This is a genomic window from Nocardia sp. FBN12, from assembly GCF_050320175.1.
Lineage (GTDB): Bacteria > Actinomycetota > Actinomycetes > Mycobacteriales > Mycobacteriaceae > Nocardia.
Genome location: NZ_CP190048.1, coordinates 6,625,046 through 6,642,592, shown reverse-complemented (window position 1 = coordinate 6,642,592; position 17,547 = coordinate 6,625,046). Strand labels below are relative to the sequence as shown.

The 17,547-nt window shown below is 66.4% G+C and carries 17 protein-coding genes; 10 read left to right on the top strand and 7 right to left on the bottom strand.

What is annotated here, in order from left to right:
- The first annotated feature begins 142 nt into the window (after window positions 1-142).
- From ACQHI0_RS31355 to ACQHI0_RS31330, 6 genes are all read left to right on the top strand, one after another.
- Window positions 143-991 carry an LmeA family phospholipid-binding protein gene (locus ACQHI0_RS31355; RefSeq protein ID WP_427905334.1) on the top strand — a complete coding sequence of 283 codons (849 nt, stop codon included), beginning with the start codon at window positions 143-145 and terminating at the stop codon, window positions 989-991.
- Window positions 988-1,422, top strand: a complete 435-nt coding sequence (locus tag ACQHI0_RS31350) for a thioredoxin family protein (protein WP_427905333.1) — start codon at window positions 988-990, stop codon at window positions 1,420-1,422. Before ACQHI0_RS31355 ends, ACQHI0_RS31350 begins: the two co-directional genes overlap by 4 nt.
- Window positions 1,423-1,855: 433 nt before the next feature.
- Window positions 1,856-2,326: a DUF4395 domain-containing protein gene (locus ACQHI0_RS31345; protein ID WP_427905332.1), complete on the top strand. Its 471-nt coding sequence runs from the start codon at window positions 1,856-1,858 to the stop codon at window positions 2,324-2,326.
- 32 nt (window positions 2,327-2,358) lie between these two features.
- Window positions 2,359-3,192, top strand: a complete 834-nt coding sequence (locus tag ACQHI0_RS31340) for a sulfurtransferase (protein WP_427905331.1) — start codon at window positions 2,359-2,361, stop codon at window positions 3,190-3,192.
- A 5-nt stretch (window positions 3,193-3,197) separates the two neighbouring features.
- Window positions 3,198-3,503: a DUF1416 domain-containing protein gene (locus ACQHI0_RS31335; protein ID WP_266297200.1), complete on the top strand. Its 306-nt coding sequence runs from the start codon at window positions 3,198-3,200 to the stop codon at window positions 3,501-3,503.
- 178 nt (window positions 3,504-3,681) lie between these two features.
- Window positions 3,682-4,374 carry an FABP family protein gene (locus ACQHI0_RS31330; protein WP_427905330.1) on the top strand — a complete coding sequence of 231 codons (693 nt, stop codon included), beginning with the start codon at window positions 3,682-3,684 and terminating at the stop codon, window positions 4,372-4,374.
- Window positions 4,375-4,757: 383 nt separating this feature from the next.
- Here ACQHI0_RS31330 and ACQHI0_RS31325 read toward each other — a convergent pair whose 3' ends face one another.
- Together ACQHI0_RS31325 and ACQHI0_RS31320 are read right to left on the bottom strand one after the other, a co-directional pair.
- Entirely contained in the window at window positions 4,758-5,264 is a 507-nt protein-coding gene (locus ACQHI0_RS31325) for a hypothetical protein (protein WP_427905329.1), read from the bottom strand.
- Window positions 5,265-5,307: 43 nt separating this feature from the next.
- Window positions 5,308-6,285 (bottom strand): Rpn family recombination-promoting nuclease/putative transposase, encoded by a 978-nt coding sequence (locus tag ACQHI0_RS31320; RefSeq protein ID WP_427905328.1) that lies wholly within the window; start codon window positions 6,283-6,285, stop codon window positions 5,308-5,310.
- Between the two features lie 146 nt (window positions 6,286-6,431).
- Here ACQHI0_RS31320 and ACQHI0_RS31315 point away from each other — a divergent pair, with 146 nt between their 5' ends.
- The gene (locus ACQHI0_RS31315) at window positions 6,432-6,575 is read left to right on the top strand and encodes a hypothetical protein (RefSeq protein WP_427905327.1); all 144 of its coding nucleotides are present in this window, start codon (window positions 6,432-6,434) and stop codon (window positions 6,573-6,575) included.
- A 562-nt stretch (window positions 6,576-7,137) separates the two neighbouring features.
- Here the strand turns inward: ACQHI0_RS31315 and cydC are convergent.
- The 5 genes from cydC to ACQHI0_RS31290 all read right to left on the bottom strand — a co-directional run bounded on the left by cydC (window position 7,138) and on the right by ACQHI0_RS31290 (window position 14,466).
- Complete coding sequence (gene cydC / locus ACQHI0_RS31310) at window positions 7,138-8,892, bottom strand: thiol reductant ABC exporter subunit CydC (protein ID WP_427909364.1); 1,755 nt, start codon at window positions 8,890-8,892, stop codon at window positions 7,138-7,140.
- 125 nt (window positions 8,893-9,017) lie between these two features.
- On the bottom strand, window positions 9,018-10,928 hold the full coding sequence (cydD, locus tag ACQHI0_RS31305) for a thiol reductant ABC exporter subunit CydD (RefSeq protein WP_427905326.1): 1,911 nt from the start codon (window positions 10,926-10,928) through the stop codon (window positions 9,018-9,020).
- A gap of 4 nt (window positions 10,929-10,932) precedes the next feature.
- The gene (cydB, locus tag ACQHI0_RS31300; RefSeq protein ID WP_427905325.1) at window positions 10,933-11,961 is read right to left on the bottom strand and encodes a cytochrome d ubiquinol oxidase subunit II; all 1,029 of its coding nucleotides are present in this window, start codon (window positions 11,959-11,961) and stop codon (window positions 10,933-10,935) included.
- A gap of 9 nt (window positions 11,962-11,970) precedes the next feature.
- Complete coding sequence (locus ACQHI0_RS31295; RefSeq protein ID WP_427905324.1) at window positions 11,971-13,425, bottom strand: cytochrome ubiquinol oxidase subunit I; 1,455 nt, start codon at window positions 13,423-13,425, stop codon at window positions 11,971-11,973.
- A 135-nt stretch (window positions 13,426-13,560) separates the two neighbouring features.
- The gene (locus ACQHI0_RS31290; RefSeq protein ID WP_427905323.1) at window positions 13,561-14,466 is read right to left on the bottom strand and encodes an aminodeoxychorismate lyase; all 906 of its coding nucleotides are present in this window, start codon (window positions 14,464-14,466) and stop codon (window positions 13,561-13,563) included.
- Window positions 14,467-14,589: 123 nt separating this feature from the next.
- Here ACQHI0_RS31290 and ACQHI0_RS31285 point away from each other — a divergent pair, with 123 nt between their 5' ends.
- The 3 genes from ACQHI0_RS31285 to ACQHI0_RS31275 all read left to right on the top strand — a co-directional run bounded on the left by ACQHI0_RS31285 (window position 14,590) and on the right by ACQHI0_RS31275 (window position 17,415).
- Window positions 14,590-15,693 carry a YgfZ/GcvT domain-containing protein gene (locus ACQHI0_RS31285; protein WP_427905322.1) on the top strand — a complete coding sequence of 368 codons (1,104 nt, stop codon included), beginning with the start codon at window positions 14,590-14,592 and terminating at the stop codon, window positions 15,691-15,693.
- The gene (locus tag ACQHI0_RS31280) at window positions 15,690-16,373 is read left to right on the top strand and encodes an MOSC domain-containing protein (RefSeq protein WP_427905321.1); all 684 of its coding nucleotides are present in this window, start codon (window positions 15,690-15,692) and stop codon (window positions 16,371-16,373) included. The genes ACQHI0_RS31285 and ACQHI0_RS31280 overlap by 4 nt, the downstream gene beginning before the upstream one ends.
- A gap of 91 nt (window positions 16,374-16,464) precedes the next feature.
- A complete protein-coding gene (locus ACQHI0_RS31275) occupies window positions 16,465-17,415 on the top strand; it encodes an asparaginase (RefSeq protein ID WP_427905320.1) in 951 nt (316 codons plus the stop codon).
- Window positions 17,416-17,547: the final 132 nt, after the last annotated feature.

The window sequence follows — 17,547 nt, the reverse complement described above, 5'->3', positions numbered from 1 at the left end:
TTTGTGTCGTTCGCTCCGGTCCCGGTCGCGGGCCGTCCCGCTTCTGGACTGAGTGGAGGGTGCGACGAAGGAGTACCCGGGGGGAGGGAAGAAGTGGGACCAGGGGCCCGCGACCCGCGGCGCCAGCCGCTAGTGTCACGGCATGCGCAAGCTGATCATCGGGCTTCTCTGCCTGGCCGGTTTGGCGGTGGTCATCGATTTCGGCACCGCCGCCTACACCGAGTACCACGTCTCCCGGCAACTGCGGACAGGCGCGGATCTGTCCGCCGATCCGGAAGTCACGTTCCACGGGTTCCCGTTCATCGCCCAGGCGATGAACGGCCGCTACGACGACGTGACGATCCGCGCCCGTGGCGTGCGCCCCGACATCCCCGGCGAGGTCGGCATCGAGGCGAAGCTGCAGGGCTTGCACGCCCCCGCGGGTGAGTTGCTCGACGGCGCGGCGCGCAATGTGCAGGTCGACCGGATCGACGCGTTGATGCGTTTCGAGCCGACCGAGCTCGGCAAACTGTTCGGCATCCCGGACCTGCAGGTCCACACCCCGCCCGCCGACAAGTCCGACGGCACGGGCGGCTCCGGCGGCTCCGGGATGACCACCGCGGGCGTGCTCGTTCTCAAGGGCACCTTGCCGACCGCGGCGAACGGTCGTGTTCTCCCCGCGGGCGTCACCCCGTCCAGTTCCGCGACGCGCGTCCCGGTGCAGATCCAGGCCGACCTGCTGCTCGAGGGCGACACGGTTCGCATCCAGGCGACCGGTTTCTACACCGACACCACCGGCCCCGTCGACACCACCGCCGCCGTGACCACCGATTCGAAGATCCCCGAGACCGATCACGCCGCGGTCCTCGCCCGGTTCAGCCGTACGATCGATATCAAGGAGTTGCCGTTCGGCGTCGCACCGAATGAGGTGTCGGCGCTCGGCGGCCAGATCGTTGTCGAGGGTGTCGGCCGCAATGTCACCATCGACCTGGACCGATTGCAGCAACCATGATCGAGTTAGCCATTCTGGCCGTCGTCATCGCGGCCGCTGTCGCGGTCGGCGTGTACCTCTCGCGCAGGCAGGGACAGGTTCGTCCCGCCACCCTCGACCCCGAGACCGAGCAGCGCGCACGCTTGCTCGGCGCCGCGGGCGTGACCGGCGAGGCCCCTGCGGTACTGCACTTCTCGGCCGACTGGTGCGGCCCGTGTGACGCTGTCCGCCGGGTCGTCGCCGGCGTCACCGCCGAGCTGTCCGAATCCCCGAATGCCCCGCGCGACATCGAGGTCGATATCGACGCCGACCCCGCGCTGGCCCGCGAACTCAACGTCCTGTCGCTGCCGACCACCTTCGTCTTCGACGCCGAAGGCAAGGAACGCTTCCGCATCTCCGGCGTCCCGAAAGCCGGCGACCTCCGCACCGCCCTCGAACCCCTGACGGTGTAGTTTGGCGGCTGGCGCCGCGGGTTTGCGGCCTCTGGTCCCGGTTCTTCCCTCCCTCCGGGCACTCCTTCGTCGCACCCTCCACTCAGTCCAGAACCGGGACGGCCGCAAACCAGGGCGACGGCTGGCGCCGGTACTGAGCCCAGGACGGTCGACAACTGTGATCCAGCCCCCTATTCAGGGGGCCCGAGACATTCCCCGGGGAGACCGGGTAAACTACTTCTCGTGCAAACCGACCACGAGCTGATGCTCACCCGACGCCGCACAGTTGACCTGTGTCGCCTCGGTGGTTGTTGCTGCCTGTGCTGCTGACCGATCGGCTTTTTCTCTCCCGAGATTTCTGACGTCGATCTATGCCCGCCGTGCGAGTGATCCCTCGGATCCCCCGGTGACCAGGCAGATCCTTGACTTACTGACAAGCCCAGGAGTTCGCACAATGACCAATTCCTCGCAATCCCCACCTCGCGTCGACGTTCGCGGGCCGCGTTTCGTGGCCTGGATCACCACCGGCGTGCTCGTACTCGTGCTCGCAGTCAGTGCCTTCTCGCCCGCCGCGGCCGCGATCCTGATCGGCCTGCAGGCCGTCGTCTTCGCGATCGGCGCGGTCGCGGGCCCTGCCAAGCACCCCTACGGCCGGATCTACGCCGCGCTCGTCGCGCCGCGAAACGGTCCGCCCACCGAGACCGAGCCCGTGCCCCCGCTGCGTTTCGCGCAAGCGCTCGGCTTCGTGTTCGCCGGTCTCTCCCTGCTGGGCTTCGCGCTCGGCTCCTCGATCGTCGGCGCGGTGTTCGCCGGCTTCGCCCTGTTCGCGGCGTTCTTGAACGCGGCGTTCGGGGTCTGCCTGGGTTGCCAGATCTACCCACTGGTCGCCCGCTTCCGCCGGTCACCAGCCCCGGCACCGAACTGACCCCCTTGCACGTCATCTCTGAAAGGAACAACATGGCTCGCTCCGATGTCCTGGTCTCCGTTGACTGGGCCGAAGAGAACCTCAACGCCCCCGGCGTCGTCTTCGTCGAGGTCGACGAGGACACCTCCGCCTACGAGGGTGGCCACATCGAAGGCGCCATCCGCCTTGACTGGAAGACCGACCTGCAGGATCAGGTTCGTCGCGACTTCGTGAACCAGGAGCAGTTCTCCGACCTGCTCTCGGCGCGCGGCATCAGCAACGACGACACCGTCGTGCTGTACGGCGGCAACAACAACTGGTTCGCGGCCTACGCCTACTGGTACTTCAAGCTGTACGGCCACAACGACGTCAAGCTCCTCGACGGCGGCCGTAAGAAGTGGGAACTCGACGGTCGTCCGCTTTCGCGTGACGCGGTCTCGCGCCCGGCCACCCAGTACAAGGCCGCCGCGCCCGACCTGAGCATCCGCGCCTTCCGTGACGAGGTCATCGCGGCCATCGGCACCAAGAACCTGGTCGACGTGCGCAGCCCCGACGAGTTCTCGGGCAAGATCCTCGCCCCCGCGCACCTGCCGCAGGAGCAGAGCCAGCGTCCCGGCCACATCCCGGGCGCGATCAACGTGCCGTGGAGCAAGGCCGCGAACGAGGACGGCACCTTCCGCAGCGACGCCGACCTGGCCGAGCTGTACAAGGATGCGGGCCTGGACGGCGAGAAGGAGACCATCGCCTACTGCCGCATCGGCGAGCGTTCCTCGCACACCTGGTTCGTGCTGCAGGAGCTGCTCGGCCACCAGAACGTCAAGAACTACGACGGCAGCTGGACCGAATACGGTTCGCTCGTCGGTGCGCCTATCGAGTTGGGAGCGTAATCAATATGTGTGCAGCACCTACCCAGGGTCAGGCCATTCCGGCCGGCGTCGACGTGGAGAAGGAAACGGTCATCTCCGGCCGTGTCCTGAGCACCGACGGCCAGCCCGTCGGCGGCGCGTTCGTGCGCCTGCTCGACGGCAACGGTGATTTCACCGCCGAGGTCGTCGCCTCGGGCACCGGTGACTTCCGCTTCTTCGCCGCGCCGGGTTCGTGGACCCTGCGCGCGCTGAGCTCGTCGGGCAACGGCTCGGCCGAGGTCAGCCCCGAGGGCGCGGGCATCCACTCCGTGGACGTCGCGGTCGCCAAGTAAGACCTCACAACGGCCCTGGTAGTTCCTGTGCGGGAACTACCAGGGCCGTTTTCGTATCTGTCGCGCGCAGTAGCTAGACTCCGAATGTGGTCATCTTCTTCGAGGTACTCCTTGTCGCCGTGTCGATTCTCATCGGCTGGTTCGGCCTGTACGTCTTCTACCGGCTCTTCACCGAGTCATGAGCGGGCTCGCCGGCGAAGGTAACGACAAGGCCGAGCGAGCGAGCACAGAGCAAGACGCTCCGGCCGAGCGTCGTAGCGGCGACGAAGCAGTCAACGTCGCCGCCGAACGAGCGAAAGAAACCGGCGCCCGAAACATTTCGGTGCTGCCCGGTCTCCCCCTGCCCGAGGACACGGCCAATCTGCGCCTCGGCCCGGATCTGAATCACGCCATGCTGGCCCTGCTGCCGCTGGTCGGTGTGTGGCGCGGCGAGGGCGAAGGCCACCACCCCACCGAGGGCGGCTACCACTTCGGCCAGCAGATCATCGTCTCCCATGACGGCGGCGACTACCTGGCCTGGGAATCACAGACCTGGCGACTCGACACCGACGGCAAGTACACCGGCCCCGACCTGCGCGAGAGCGGCTACTGGCGGGTCGGCGGTGAGGGCACCGACGAGCTGCTCGAACTCCTGCTCACCCACAGCAACGGCGTCATCGAGCTCTACTACGGCAAGGCCCGCAACCAGGCCTCCTGGGAACTCGCCACCGACGTCTCCATCCGCAGCACCTCCGGCGCGGTGGTCGGCGGTGCGAAACGCCTCTACGGCATCGTCGACAACGGCGACCTCGCCTACGTCGAAGAGCGCGTAGACCCCGACGGCGCACTGGTCCCCCGCCTGTCGGCGCGGCTGGCCCGCTACATCGGCTGAGATTTTCGCGAACTCCCCCATCCGGATCGCTCTGGGCGGGGGAGTTCGCGTCTGGAAATGGAGCGACCCCCGAGCCGTTCCACTGCGTTCGGTGAACACGATGGTCCCGGTCGGATCGTCCGGGGGCTCGGGGGTCGGGTACCTGCTTGGGATTCGCTCTCAGCACCGCTGGGGGGATCCCACAGTGGTGCTGCTAGCGAGCAGCCACCTCACGCATCCGTTGAACATACATTCTTCAGACCACCTCCTCTCTTGTGTACTGATGAATCTAGCCCCACCCCCCAACCTCGGCAATCGAATTAATTGCCGTTCTGACCTGGCAATCTGAGACCTAACCCGACCAGTCTGCTCCGCGACCACGCGCGTGAAGTAGACCAAGCCGCTCAGCGAAGGAAGTCGATAACCACGACACATTCGCCGTCGTACCTATCGAGGTCGTCGACTAGCCAGCTTTCGTCGGGCCGGATCCGATGAAACCTGAACGTGCCGTTGGTTTCGTTGGTCGCGATGATGCATCGCAGCGGAATCGGCGTGCTCAGTTCACCGGCCAGTCGCCCGACTCCTCGAGCCAGTGCGATCCCTTGTCTCAGCAGAGTTCGCTGCGCGCCGAAGCCGATGATCGGCCCGTCCGCAGAGGTAGTCGCCACCGGCACAAAATCTTCCAGATGCATGCTGGTATGAAGGCATTCCCACCCGGTGAGATCTTGATGGCGTCTCGCCGCGTCATCAGCCTGCGCAGGCACCGGGGCCCAGCACACCACCTCGCCGCGGCATCCGATCCCGGCATCAACCCGTGCCCGCAACCCAGATGCCAAGCCCTCGTTCGGATCCAGCCCCACGAAGCCGCCCTGCACATCGAGCAGTCTCGCTGCTCGATCGTTCATCGTCACTGTCAGCACGTGCAAAGCTATCGCGCGACCGAGGTCGAGCAGACTACGCGAACACTTCCGACAAGGAACCAGCTGTCAGAACCCGCCTGGCCCACAGGTGGAGTTGCTCTGCATCAGCCAGCTGAACCCGCTCGGTCACGGCACCCGGCAACGGACCGAACTTGACCGTCAACTGCTCGACCAGCATCTCGACACGACCCGCCGCGCGCCCACGCGCCTCCCCGCGCGCTTCCAGCCGTTCCGCTGTGGTCATCACAACTTCCTTCGCTCGGGGACCGAGACGATCGGTCAAGGGCTGCAGATCAGCGACGCTCACATCACCGACGATGAACAGATACGTCACCAAAATGTCGAACTCCCGGGCACCCGAAGGACCATCCAACAGCGCCCGCAGCTCGTCAACCACCTCCATGATATCCGAGCCGAGGTGCGGATTACCTGGTCCGATCTTGTGCATGATCAGCATCAGCCGCGCCGCCGGAGTCAACTCGCGTGCCCGCAACGCCGCGACATCCAGTGGGGCGACGTCATCGAGAAGGAACTCGAACCGAGGCAGATACCGATCCAGCAGGCCGCGCGCGGAGCCATCGAGGTCGATCAGATCACCGAGCTGGGTGGGAGCCGTCCAGCGCAGACCCGTATGGGTGCTGTGCACCACAAGCGGGACAACAACGGGAAGCACCTGCGGCGTCGGGTTCTCGTCCAGATGCCGACGCCAGATATTGACCACATAGCTGAGCATCCGGAAGGCCATCAGTTGGTCACTGCACGACTGATGCTCGATCAATATGTAGAGGTAGGCGCCGCGGTCGTCGATCGTGGTCCGGTAGAGGACATCGCTGTACTGCGAACGGAGGTCCTCGGTGATGAAACTGCCCGGCACCAACACCATCCCGTCGAAATCGATGCGAGCGGCGAGCTCGGCATCGATGTTGACCCGGATCTCACTGGCCGCGTCGGCCGCACGACTGAGGACCTGACGAGCGTAGGCATCGTGCGGGTTCGACGGCTTCTTGGTCATAGCGAAACGCTACCTCTCCCGTCCGGCGCGCCGCCAATTAGATCATGTTGCGCAGCACCGCTATTCGACTGAGCACAGGCTTCGTCAGGTCGGACCTGAGCGGTGTCGACTAACAGCGCATCACTGTTCTCCACTACTCACGTCTCATGAAGACAGTGATAGAACCCTCCACAGCAGGCAACGGAATCGGCGAGTCGATCCTCGACGGTAACCTCCTCGATTCGAGGATCCGGAAAGTCCGCAATTACCTCAGCGCCTACACAGCTCACCGAGTCCGCATCCTCGTCTGAAATCGCGCCAAAGACCTCTCCCCATAGGGCGCGGTTGACGGAAAGAACGAGACTGGCTGCGGGTATTGAATTGACCGGTTGCACTACGACGCCGACCTTGATTCGAGGACTTGGTTCAACGTATCGAAACTTGCCATTGGAAACGGCATACCCCACCGCTCGAGGTAACCCGCCTCCCCCCAGGTATCGAGCACGATGCTGCCCACGAGCTGGACCGAGTTGACGAAGTCGATGAGCGACACCACCCCGCTCCATTTCACCCCGCCCTCCTCCCAGGTCGTATCGTCGGTAGCGCCAAAACGTACCAACTGAAGGTATACGCGATCATTTTGAAATGATGCACCGGAGAGAAATGCTCACGTACACCCACCACCGAGGTCGAACGTACAGGTCGCCCAGCCACGTCCGTCCAACTCCCATCCCAACGCAAACGATTTCACTTGGCTCACACCGATATTCCCTACTTCGCTTCCAACCTCGATTTACTGTAGGCGACGCTGAATACCTGCAGTTACGTCAGAATTTCGAAATTCCGTCTCACGGGATTTAATCCGATATGGCGTCAGTGCCACTCGGGCTGCCATGACGCGTGACCATCTATGGTCACAGCGCCGGTGGCGTCGACAGTGACAATCGTGTCGGCGCGGTGGTCGGTGGGGAGTTGGTGGGTGACGACTACGACTGTGCGGTCGGGGTCGACGAGGCCGCTGTTCGCGTCGAGTAGGTCGCGTAGGAGGTGGTCGCCTTCGGTGGCGGACAGGTGCTCGGTTGGTTCGTCGAGGAGCAGGGTGTGGGCGGGGGCGACGAGGGCGCGGGCGAGCAGGATTCGGCGGCGTTGACCGCCCGAGACGGCGGCGGCGCCTGCGATGAGCGAGGTATGGATCCCGTCGGGTAGTGAATCCAGCCAGAGTCCGAGACCGACTGTGCGCAAGGCACTTTCGGCCTCTTCGGTGGTGAGGCTGCCGCGGGCCACGCGCAGGTTCTCCAGGATCGAGGTGCCGAACAGGTGGGCGTCCTCGGCGAAGAAGATGACACCTGCCCGAGGAGTGTCGAAGAGCCCGGCCCAGGCCATGAGCAGCGTCGTTTTCCCCGCGCCGCTGGGCCCGACGACAACTACCCGACGTCCCTCGGGCATCGGCACGGCCAGCGCGCCAGCCATCGTGGCAGATCCACGCACAGCCGCCGTGGCGAGTTCGGCCGCCGCCTGTCGCGCCGGTTCGTCGTCCGGCATCGCGACAGAGCCGGGTTCACCCGCTTCGACGCCGTCCATGACCGGGTTCAACATACTGCGTAAGCGATGGAGCGCGGCCCGGGAAGTGGTGAGGGTGGTCGCGGCGGCGGGGAGGGCGCCGACGGCCTCGAAGGCGGAGAGCGGGACCAGGACGAGCATGGTGAGGGCCATCGGGGTCATGCCGCCGGGTTGCCCTCCGGTCGGCCCGTAGACGGCGATACCGACCAGCAGCGCACCGAACGCGCTGATCCCGATCGAGAGCGGAGTCGCGGCGGCCGCCCACGCGCTCCGCGAGGCAGCCGAATCCTCGGCGACCACCGCTCGGCGGGAAGCCTTGTCCGCCACCGTGATCGCCGCGTCCAATCGCCCCGCGACCCGCAGTTCGGCCGCGTGATCGAGCACGGTGAGCGCTTCGGCGGTGAACTCCGCGCGATCGGCCCGCACCGCCCGCTCGGCCTGCCGCGCGGCCAATGCCGACAACCAAGGCGCGAGCATCCCCGAAACCCCCAGAGCCACGGCCAGAATCACCGCCGCCAACGGTGAGATGATCGCGATCAGCCCGACCGCTGCGATCGACAACACCACAGCCACGGCCACCGGTACCAGTACCCGGACGACCATGGCCCCGAGATCGTCGATATCGACCCCGATGCGCACCAGCACATCCCCACGCCGCATCTCCCGACCCGAATCCGCCGCCCCGTCACGACCGACGACCGACGACCCGGCCCGAGGCGATGTCCGCTCGGCGCTGATCAACGGAGCCGACCCGCTCCGGTCTCGCCACCACCACACGTCGGACTGCGCCAGGGTGCGATACACCGAGGTCCGTGCGGTCGTCATCGCCCGCAACGCCACATCGTGGGTGGCCAGCCGCTCCAGGTACCGGCACAATCCCCGCGAGATACCCAGCGCCCGCACCGCGACCACCGCGACACTCAGATCCAGCACCGGCGGCATCTGCCAGGCCCGCGCGATCAACCACGCGGCCAGCGCCGCCAACCCGAGCCCACTCCCCAACGCCGCGACACCCCACGCGATCGCCACCGCGACCCGCGCGGGCGACAACGTGAGTAGCCGCCACATCTCCCGCACGTCCCGCACGAGGCCGGTGCCTGCTGATCGGTCCTGCCCGTAGGGGGCGCGACCACCCGGTCGCCCGACACCTTCGACCTGGTTCACCCGCCGACCGCGAACATCCTGAACGGCACTCACGAGACCTGCACCTCCTGGCCGGTTCGTTCGGTGGACACCGCTTCGCCCGCGACCACCTGGACGACAACGTCAGCGGCAGCGAGAACCGTTGGGCGATGGGCGATGACGATCACCGTGGCGCCGCGGTCGGCGAGGGTGCGCAGGGTGCCGAGTACGCGTCGCTCACTCTCGGAGTCGAGGTGGGCGGTGGGTTCGTCGAGTAGCAGAATCGGGCGATCCGCGGCGAGGACTCGGGTCAGGGCCAGGCGCTGACGTTGACCGAGGGAGAGGCCGGTGCCGTTCTGCCCGACGATGGTGTTCCAGCCATCGGGAAGTTCGCCCAGCACACTCTCGAATCCTGTCGCGGTACTGACGGCTCGAAGATCAGCCGTCTGGTCCGACACCGCCCCGAGTAACTCGACGTTCTCGCGCAACGTCCCGGGAACCAGCACCGGCCGCTGCGGCAACCAGGCGATGCGACTCCACCAGCTGTCGAGGTCGAGTTCACGAACATCGGTCCCGTCCACGAGGACAGCACCTTCGTCAGGTTCGATCAGCCCCAGAATCGCCTGCACCGTAGTCGATTTCCCGCACCCGTTCGGCCCGGTCAAGACGGTCACCACACCGGGTTCGAGCACGGCCGACAATTGATCGGGCGCGGTGCCCGCCCTGGCGGCGACGGACAATCCGCGCAACGTAATCCGTGCCGGTCCTACACCTGCTCCGGTACGTGCGCGCGACGTGCGGCTGCCGCCCACCCGCGACCCCGATTCCTCATGGCCAACGTTGCCCACCTCAGGCAGGCCGGATCCCAAGGCGGCGTGAGCAGGCGCGGATCGCCGGTGCGCATCCCTCGGTTCGAGCACGGCGAAAGCCCGGTCAGCGGCGGCCATTCCGTCCTGCGCCGCATGGAACTTCTCCCCCACCTGCCGCAGCGGCCAATACACCTCGGGAGCGAGAATCAACGCCACCAGCCCGCTGTACAACGCCATATCCCCATACACCAACCGCAGCCCGATCGCGACCGCGATCAACGCGACACTCAGCGTCGCGAGGCTTTCCAGCACCATCGAGGACAGGAACGCGATCCGCAGCGCGCGCATGGTCCGCTGCCGCAGCGAATCGCCAAGAGCCTGCACCTGATTCATCATCGAAGGACCGTCCGCACCTTCACGACCGAGCGCGCGCAAGGTGGGCATTCCCGCGAAGAGATCCAGGATCTGGTCCGATAAGCGAGTGGTCGCGGTCAGCGTCGCTTCGGCACGGCCCTGGGTGAGCAGCCCGATCAGCACCATGAACACCGGAATCAACGGCACGGTGATCACCGCGATCAGCGCCGAGGTCCGATCGTGAAAGGCGATGACCACCAACACAACCGGCGGCACCAGGCAGGCCAGTAGGAGCGCGGGCAGATAACCCGTGAACCATCCACGCAACCCGCTGAGCCCATTACCGACGACGACTGCGATCTCCGTCCGCCGCACGTCGAGCTCGCGTGGCGGCAGTTCGGCGCCCGCCCGCAGCACCGCCGTCTCGAGCTCCGCGACCACCGTGCTCCCGGCCCGATGCGCCAACCGCGCCTGCCACCAACTCGCCACCCCGCGCACCGCGACAGCACCGGCGAGCACAATCAATTCCGTGGTCCAGGCACCGAATTCACGCTTGGTGGGATCGGTGATGACCCCGGCGAGCACCCGCCCCAGCACGATGGCCATCACCACGATCGTCGCTGTGATCACCAGCGCCAGCGCGACGGCGATCACCAGATGCGGCCGCGCCGACCGCGCATACCGCCACAATCGCGGATCCACGGGTCCGCGCCTGGACCGTGTCGCGCCCGGCCCCGGTCCATCCTGCGACAAGCTCTCCGACACCACAGCGTCCGACCTTTCGCGAGCTACCACGTCCCGAGACAAGGCCGACGCCATCGCCTCAGCCCTTACCGCTCAGCGGCAAACCCACCGGCGGCGGAATCTGTTCGACCCGAATCCGCTGCCGGAAGACCCAATAGGTCCACCCCTGATAAATCAGCACCACCGGCGTAGCGATCAACGCCGCCCAGCTCATCACCTTCAACGTATACGGCGTCGATGACGCGTTGTAGATGGTGAGGTCGTAGAGCGGGTCGATTGTCGACGGCAGCACATTCGGAAACATCGATCCGACGATCAGCACCGTCGCCGAGACAACAGTGAACGTCGTCCCCACAAAGGCCCAGCCATCACGCCCCGCGACATTCGCGACCGCGGCGAGGACAAGCCCGAGCACCGCGGTCGCCAGCGCAATCCAGGTCCACCCGGCGCCATAGGCGAGCTGTGTCCACAATCCGAACCCGCCAACGACAAGCGCAGCGGGAATCAGCAGCAACCTGGCGATCCGCAAGGCGTCGACCCGAACCTCGCCGGCCGTCTTGAGCACCAGGAACACCGCACCGTGCAGCGCGAACAACACCGCGGTCGCCAGCCCACCGAGCAGCGCGTACGGGCTGAGCAGATCCCCCACCGACCCGACGACCTGCTTCTCCGCGTTCAACGGCACACCCCGCACCATATTCGCGAACACCCATCCCCAAGCCAGCGCCGGAATCCACGATCCGATCCCGATGCCGATATCGCACCAGGCCCGCCATTTCGGGTCATTGATCTTGCCGCGGTATTCGATCGCGCAGACCCGCAGAATCAACGCGACCAGCAGGAGCAGCAGGGCCAGATAGAATCCCGAGAACATGCTGGCGTACCACTCGGGAAACGCCGCGAACAGCGCACCGGCGGCGGTGATCAGCCACACCTCGTTGCCGTCCCATACCGGCCCGATCGTGTTGAGCACCACGCGGCGGCGGGTATCCGAACCCTTTCCGAGAATCGGCATCAACATGCCCACGCCGAAGTCGAATCCCTCGAGCACGAAGTAGCCGGTGAACAGCACGCCGATCAAGATGAACCAGAACTGTTGCAGACCCATCGTCGGCTCCTAGTACGCGAAGGAAAGTTGGGGAGTGTCAGGGCCGTCCGAACTCACGGCGTGCACCTGGGTGTCGGGCCCCGCGACGACATACCGTCGCATCAGGTAGAACCACACCACCGCGAGCGCGCCGTAGAGCAGCGTGAACACCGCCAGCGAGAACATCACGGTCCCGGCGGAGTGTTCGGACACCGCCTGCTGCACCGTCATTCGAATATTCGGATCACCGGTCGGATTGGGCACCACCGCCCACGGCTGACGTCCCATCTCGGTGAACACCCACCCCGCGGCATTGGCCAGGAACGGCGTGGGAATCGCGAGCAGACTCAGCCAGGCGAACCACCGCTGATTCGGCACCCGGCCACCGCGCGTCACCCAGAACCCGGCCAGCAACAGCAGCACCGACCCGCCAGCCAACCCGATCATGGCACGGAAGGACCAGTAGGTGACGAACAGATTCGGGCGGTAATCGCCAGGACCGTAGGCGACGTTGTAGGTCTTCTGCAGATCGACGACACCGTCGAGCGTCACCCCGCTGAACTCGCCCTCCGCGAGATAGGGCAGCACATACGGCACTTCGAGCACGTGGATCACGCCATCGCAGTTGTTGTGCGTACCCACGGTGAGAATGGAGAAGTCTGGATCAGTTTCGGTGTGGCACAACGATTCCGCCGAAGCCATCTTCATCGGCTGCTGTTCGAACATCAGCTTGCCCTGGATATCGCCGGTGAAAATCAAGGCGCCACCCGAGAGCGCGACCACCACGAGCGCGAAGCGTCCCGCGGGCCGCCACATTGTTCGCGCCTCTTCGAGTTTCGCCGAATCACCGCTGCGCGCGTTACGCACCATCCACCAACCGGCGATGCCCGCGACGAAGGTACCCGCCGTGAGAAACGCACCGGCGACGACGTGGGGGAACGCGGCCAGCGTCGTGTTGTTGGTCAGCAGCGCCGAAATGCTCTCCAGCTCAGCACGTCCGGTCTCGGGGTTGTACCGAGCACCCACCGGATGCTGCATGAACGAATTGGCAGCCACGATGAAATACGCCGAAGCATTCACCCCGATGGCAACGATCCAGATCGTCGCCAAATGCACCAGCCGGGGCAACCGGGTCCACCCGAATATCCACAATCCGATGAACGTCGACTCCATGAAGAAGGCGATCAGCGCTTCCAAAGCCAGTGGCGCACCGAAGACGTCGCCGATGAAGCGCGAGTACTCACTCCAGTTCATCCCGAACTGGAATTCCTGCACGATGCCCGTCGCCACGCCGAGGGCGAAGTTGATCAGGAACAGCTTGCCGAAGAATTTGGTGAGCCGATACCAGCGCTCGTTACCCGTGACCACCCAGGCGGTCTGCATCACCGCGATCAGCGGCGCAAGTCCGATGGTCAGCGGAACGAACAGAAAGTGGTAGACGGTCGTGATCCCGAACTGCCACCGGGAGACATCAAGGGTGTCCATCCGACCTCCACCGATCTACTACGACGACTTGTAGTAGATCGTACGCCCGGAATCACCCAGCTAGAGCGTGACAACCGCCACGGCGCGCGGAAGTCCTTCCCGCAGGGGCACGCCCACCCGTGCCCCACACGCGGATCACCAGTCTCCGATGGTCCCCGGCCGTTCGATGCCGAGGTCGACCATGTCGATGATCTCCTGGGCATTGTCGGGCGCCGACAAACGGATGCCGTCGAGCTGGTTCACTCGCGCGGCGAGGGTGATGCTCGACAGCAGCCAGATGCTGTCACAGTCGAAAAGGTCCGCGGTGAACAGTGTCTGGTACTTGCACGCCCACCCCGACTTCTCGGCCACGTTGAACAGCGCACGCTGCGTGACACCGGGCAGCACACCGCTCTTGGCGGGCACGGTGATCAGCTCCTTGCCCCGCGCGATCACCACCGACGAGCGCGGACCCTCCAGAACCTTGTGTTCGGTGCTGTGGAAGATCACGTCCTCGGCGCCCATCCGCCGGGCGAACCGCAGCGCGGCCATGTTGGTCGCGTACGACAGCGTCTTCGCGCCGAGCAGCTGCCACGGCGCCGCCTGCGCGAGGTCGACGGAGATGCCGCGCGCCAGCGACATCACCTTCACGCCCTCGGCACGCGCCGTCGCGACCCGCGCGGGTACCGGGGAGACGAGCACATACGCGGTGGGTTGCGGATCCTCCGGTGCCAGCTCCGAGCGCGGCGCGTCGAATTCCGAGTCGCGGCCGCGCGTGTAGATCAGCCGCAACATTCCTTCCTCTTCCGATCCCCATTCCTTCACGGCCAGTTCCACCGCGGTGCGCCACCTCGACAGCCCCGGCTCCGGAAGTTCCAGCGCCTGCGCCGAACGACGCAGCCGCGCCAGGTGGAATTCCAGCGCGGTGGCCGTGCCGCCGCGCACCAAAATCGTTTCGAATACGCCATCGCCGCGAAGTGCGCCGATGTCGTCGGCATAAAGCGACGGCACGTTCGCGTCAGCGACCGTCCCGTCGAGTGTCACAAGAACCCGTTCTCCCATGCGCCGAGCGTAGGCGTTATCGGTCCGTTACGCCTATGGCTGGATCGAATCAAGGGTTGCGACGCGCGTCGCCGGCAAGCCCGCGTGCGGCGCGTATCGGCAGACGCGCCTACAGTGGGTGTCGTGTCACAGGTCGTCGTCCCCAGTCCTGTTCTCCATACGCCGGGTGCCGTCGCGGGTGCTCCCGACACTCCGGACGCCGCGGTCGCCTGGCATTACGGTGATCCGTTCGGTGAGCAGAAGGCCGCCGCGGAGCGGGTCGCGGTCGTGGATCGCTCCCATCGCCACGTCGCGACAATCACCGGTGCCGAGCGTCTGAGCTGGCTGCACACCATCACCAGTCAGCACATCGCGTCGCTGGCCGACGCGCACAGCGCCGAGACGCTCGACCTCGATCTCAACGGTCGCGTCCTGAATCACTTCGTCCTCACCGACCTCGACGGCACCCTGTGGCTCGATACCGAGGCCGACCGCGGTGCCGAGCTGCTGGCGTTCCTGAAGAAGATGGTGTTCTGGGCCGATGCCAAGCCCGAGGACGCGCCCGATCACGCCGTGCTGAGCCTGCTGGGCCCGCAAGTGGGCACGCTGCTCGACACGCTCGGCATCGCACAACTGCCAGAGACCTACATCGCCGCCGCGCTGCCCGGTGGTGGCTTCCTGCGGCGGATGCCGGACTCCTTCGACCTCGTGGTGCCCCGCACCGAGCTCTCGGCCTGGTGGACCGAGCTCACAGCGGCCGGGGCCGCGCCCGCGGGCATGTGGGCCTACGAGGCACTGCGCGTGGCCGCGCTGCGGCCCCGCATCGGTGTCGACACCGACGAACGCACCATCCCGCACGAGGCCCGCTGGATCGGCGGCATCGACGAGCGGGGAGCCGTCCACCTCGACAAGGGCTGCTACCGCGGGCAGGAAACCGTCGCCCGGGTCCACAATCTCGGCAAGCCGCCGCGCAATCTCGTGCTGCTGCACCTGGACGGCTCGGCCGACGAGCGCCCCACCACCGGCGACGACGTGACCGCGGGCGGCCGCACCGTCGGCCGCCTCGGCACCGTCATCGACCACTACGAACTCGGCCCGATCGCCCTGGCCCTGGTCAAGCGCTCTGTTCCGGCGGGCACCGAGCTGGTGGTCGGCAGCATGGCCGCCGCCATCGACCCGGATTCGATTCCGGCCGACAACACCGAGCAGGCGGGCCGCGCCGCCGTCAACCGGTTGCGCGGGCGATGAACCACCCGATCACGCGCGTCGGCGATACCGGCCGCGTCGAGGCGGTGTGCGTCGTCCACGCCGAGATCGAGGTGCGTACGCGCGTCGGCCGCACGGCCATCGACAAGCGTCCGGTCGACGGTCGCGTCGCCGTCGCCGCACTCGGCCTGGCCGGTGACCACGTCTGCGATACCGAGCACCACGGCGGCATCGATCAGGCCGTCTACGCCTACGCCGAGCAAGACGCCCACCGCTGGGCCGCCGAGCTCGGCCGCGACCTCCCCGCGGGCTGGTTCGGTGAGAACCTGCGCCTGACCGGCCTCCCGGTCAGCGACGCGGTGATCGGCGCGCACTGGGCGATCGGCGACACCCTTCTCGAAGTGAGCGCACCTCGCGTCCCGTGCGCGACCTTTCAGCAGTGGTCCGGCGAACCGCGCTGGGTGAAACGCTTCGCCCTGCAGTCCGACACCGGCGCCTACTTCCGCGTGCGCACCGAGGGCACGATCGGCGCGGGCGACGAAGTGCGGGTCGTCCACGTTCCCGCACACGGCATCACCGTGCGCGATCTGTTCACCGGCGCCGACCCCGCCCGTCTCGAACGTCTGCGCGCGGAGGAACCGACGATCTCCGCCGATGTCCACATGCAGATCGACCGCCACACCAGAACCCGCACCGGCGTCTCCCTCGGGGCCCGGGCATGAGTGGTCACCGCGCGCGGACGCACTACGCAGGGCACGCACCGAGCGGTCCGCGCGCGATCGCGGCGGCTCGCCTCACCACGGAGGTCAGCGTATGAGCGTCGAACTGGTCGAAGTCGTCCGTTCCGGCTTCCGTGAGTGCGTGCACCGCGGTTCGGTGGTCATCCTCGACGCCTTCGGCACCCCCACCCTCGAACTCGGCGAGACCCACGGCCCGATCTTCCCCCGCTCCACCAACAAGCCGATGCAGGCGCTGGCCTTGCTGCGCAACGGTTTCGACCCCGTCGACGACAACGAACTCGCCATCGCCACCGCCTCCCACTTCGGCGAACCCGACCACATCGCCCTGGTCCGCCGCCTGCTCGATCGATACGGTTTCGCCGCCGACGACCTCGCCTGTCCCCCCGACCTCCCCTTCGAGGAAAACGCCCGCGCCGCCGCGATCACCGGTGACGGCCGGAGCCCGCTGTACATGAACTGCTCCGGCAAACACGCCGCGATGCTGGCGACGTGCGCGATCAACGACTGGCCGCGCACCGGATACCTCGAGATCGAGCACCCCCTGCAGCAAGCGGTCCTGGCCACCATCGCCGACGTCACCGGCGAACCGGAGACCGATCTGGGCATCGACGGCTGCGGCCTGCCGATCGTGCCCGTGTCGCTGATCAACCTCGCGCGCGCCTTCGCCGGCTTCACCACGGCCGAGTCCGGCACCGCGCCGCGCCGGATCGCCGACGCCGTTCGGGCGAATCCACGAGTGATTTCCGGCACGAGCGGCCCGGATCTGCTAGCCATGTCGGCGACCCCTGGACTGTTCTGCAAGATCGGCGCCGACGGCGTGCACGCGGGTGCGCTCCCCGACGGAAGGGCCTTCGCGTACAAGATCGAAGACGGTCACGATCGGGCCCGGATGCCGCTGACGCTGGCGATTCTGCGCGAACTCGGCGTCGAGTGGACCGATGAGCACACCCGGCTCGCGGCCACCGCGGTGCTCGGCGGCGATGCCAGAGTCGGGGTCATCCGCGCGATTCCGGGAGTCTTCTGAGACCGGCCGGTCTGGGCGAAGACGGGGCAAACCGGGGCGCTTCGACAGGTCTTCACCCACTCCTGGGAGCGCGACGCTCTGACACACGCTAAAGTGTCTGTCAGGAAGAGTATTAATTCGAACGGGGCCGCC

Excerpts from the sequence above, each read along its gene's own strand:
- ACQHI0_RS31355 (WP_427905334.1), top strand. The coding sequence starts at position 143 with ATGCGCAAGCTGATCATCGGGCTTCTCTGCCTGGCCGGTTTGGCGGTG.
- ACQHI0_RS31350 (WP_427905333.1), top strand. The coding sequence starts at position 988 with ATGATCGAGTTAGCCATTCTGGCCGTCGTCATCGCGGCCGCTGTCGCG.
- ACQHI0_RS31345 (WP_427905332.1), top strand. The coding sequence starts at position 1,856 with ATGACCAATTCCTCGCAATCCCCACCTCGCGTCGACGTTCGCGGGCCG.
- ACQHI0_RS31340 (WP_427905331.1), top strand. The coding sequence starts at position 2,359 with ATGGCTCGCTCCGATGTCCTGGTCTCCGTTGACTGGGCCGAAGAGAAC.
- ACQHI0_RS31335 (WP_266297200.1), top strand. The coding sequence starts at position 3,198 with ATGTGTGCAGCACCTACCCAGGGTCAGGCCATTCCGGCCGGCGTCGAC.
- ACQHI0_RS31330 (WP_427905330.1), top strand. The coding sequence starts at position 3,682 with ATGAGCGGGCTCGCCGGCGAAGGTAACGACAAGGCCGAGCGAGCGAGC.
- ACQHI0_RS31320 (WP_427905328.1), bottom strand. The coding sequence starts at position 6,285 with ATGACCAAGAAGCCGTCGAACCCGCACGATGCCTACGCTCGTCAGGTC.
- ACQHI0_RS31315 (WP_427905327.1), top strand. The coding sequence starts at position 6,432 with ATGAAGACAGTGATAGAACCCTCCACAGCAGGCAACGGAATCGGCGAG.
- cydC (WP_427909364.1), bottom strand. The coding sequence starts at position 8,892 with ATGTGGCGGCTACTCACGTTGTCGCCCGCGCGGGTCGCGGTGGCGATC.
- cydD (WP_427905326.1), bottom strand. The coding sequence starts at position 10,928 with ATGGCGTCGGCCTTGTCTCGGGACGTGGTAGCTCGCGAAAGGTCGGAC.
- cydB (WP_427905325.1), bottom strand. The coding sequence starts at position 11,961 with ATGGGTCTGCAACAGTTCTGGTTCATCTTGATCGGCGTGCTGTTCACC.
- ACQHI0_RS31295 (WP_427905324.1), bottom strand. The coding sequence starts at position 13,425 with ATGGACACCCTTGATGTCTCCCGGTGGCAGTTCGGGATCACGACCGTC.
- ACQHI0_RS31290 (WP_427905323.1), bottom strand. The coding sequence starts at position 14,466 with ATGGGAGAACGGGTTCTTGTGACACTCGACGGGACGGTCGCTGACGCG.
- ACQHI0_RS31280 (WP_427905321.1), top strand. The coding sequence starts at position 15,690 with ATGAACCACCCGATCACGCGCGTCGGCGATACCGGCCGCGTCGAGGCG.
- ACQHI0_RS31275 (WP_427905320.1), top strand. The coding sequence starts at position 16,465 with ATGAGCGTCGAACTGGTCGAAGTCGTCCGTTCCGGCTTCCGTGAGTGC.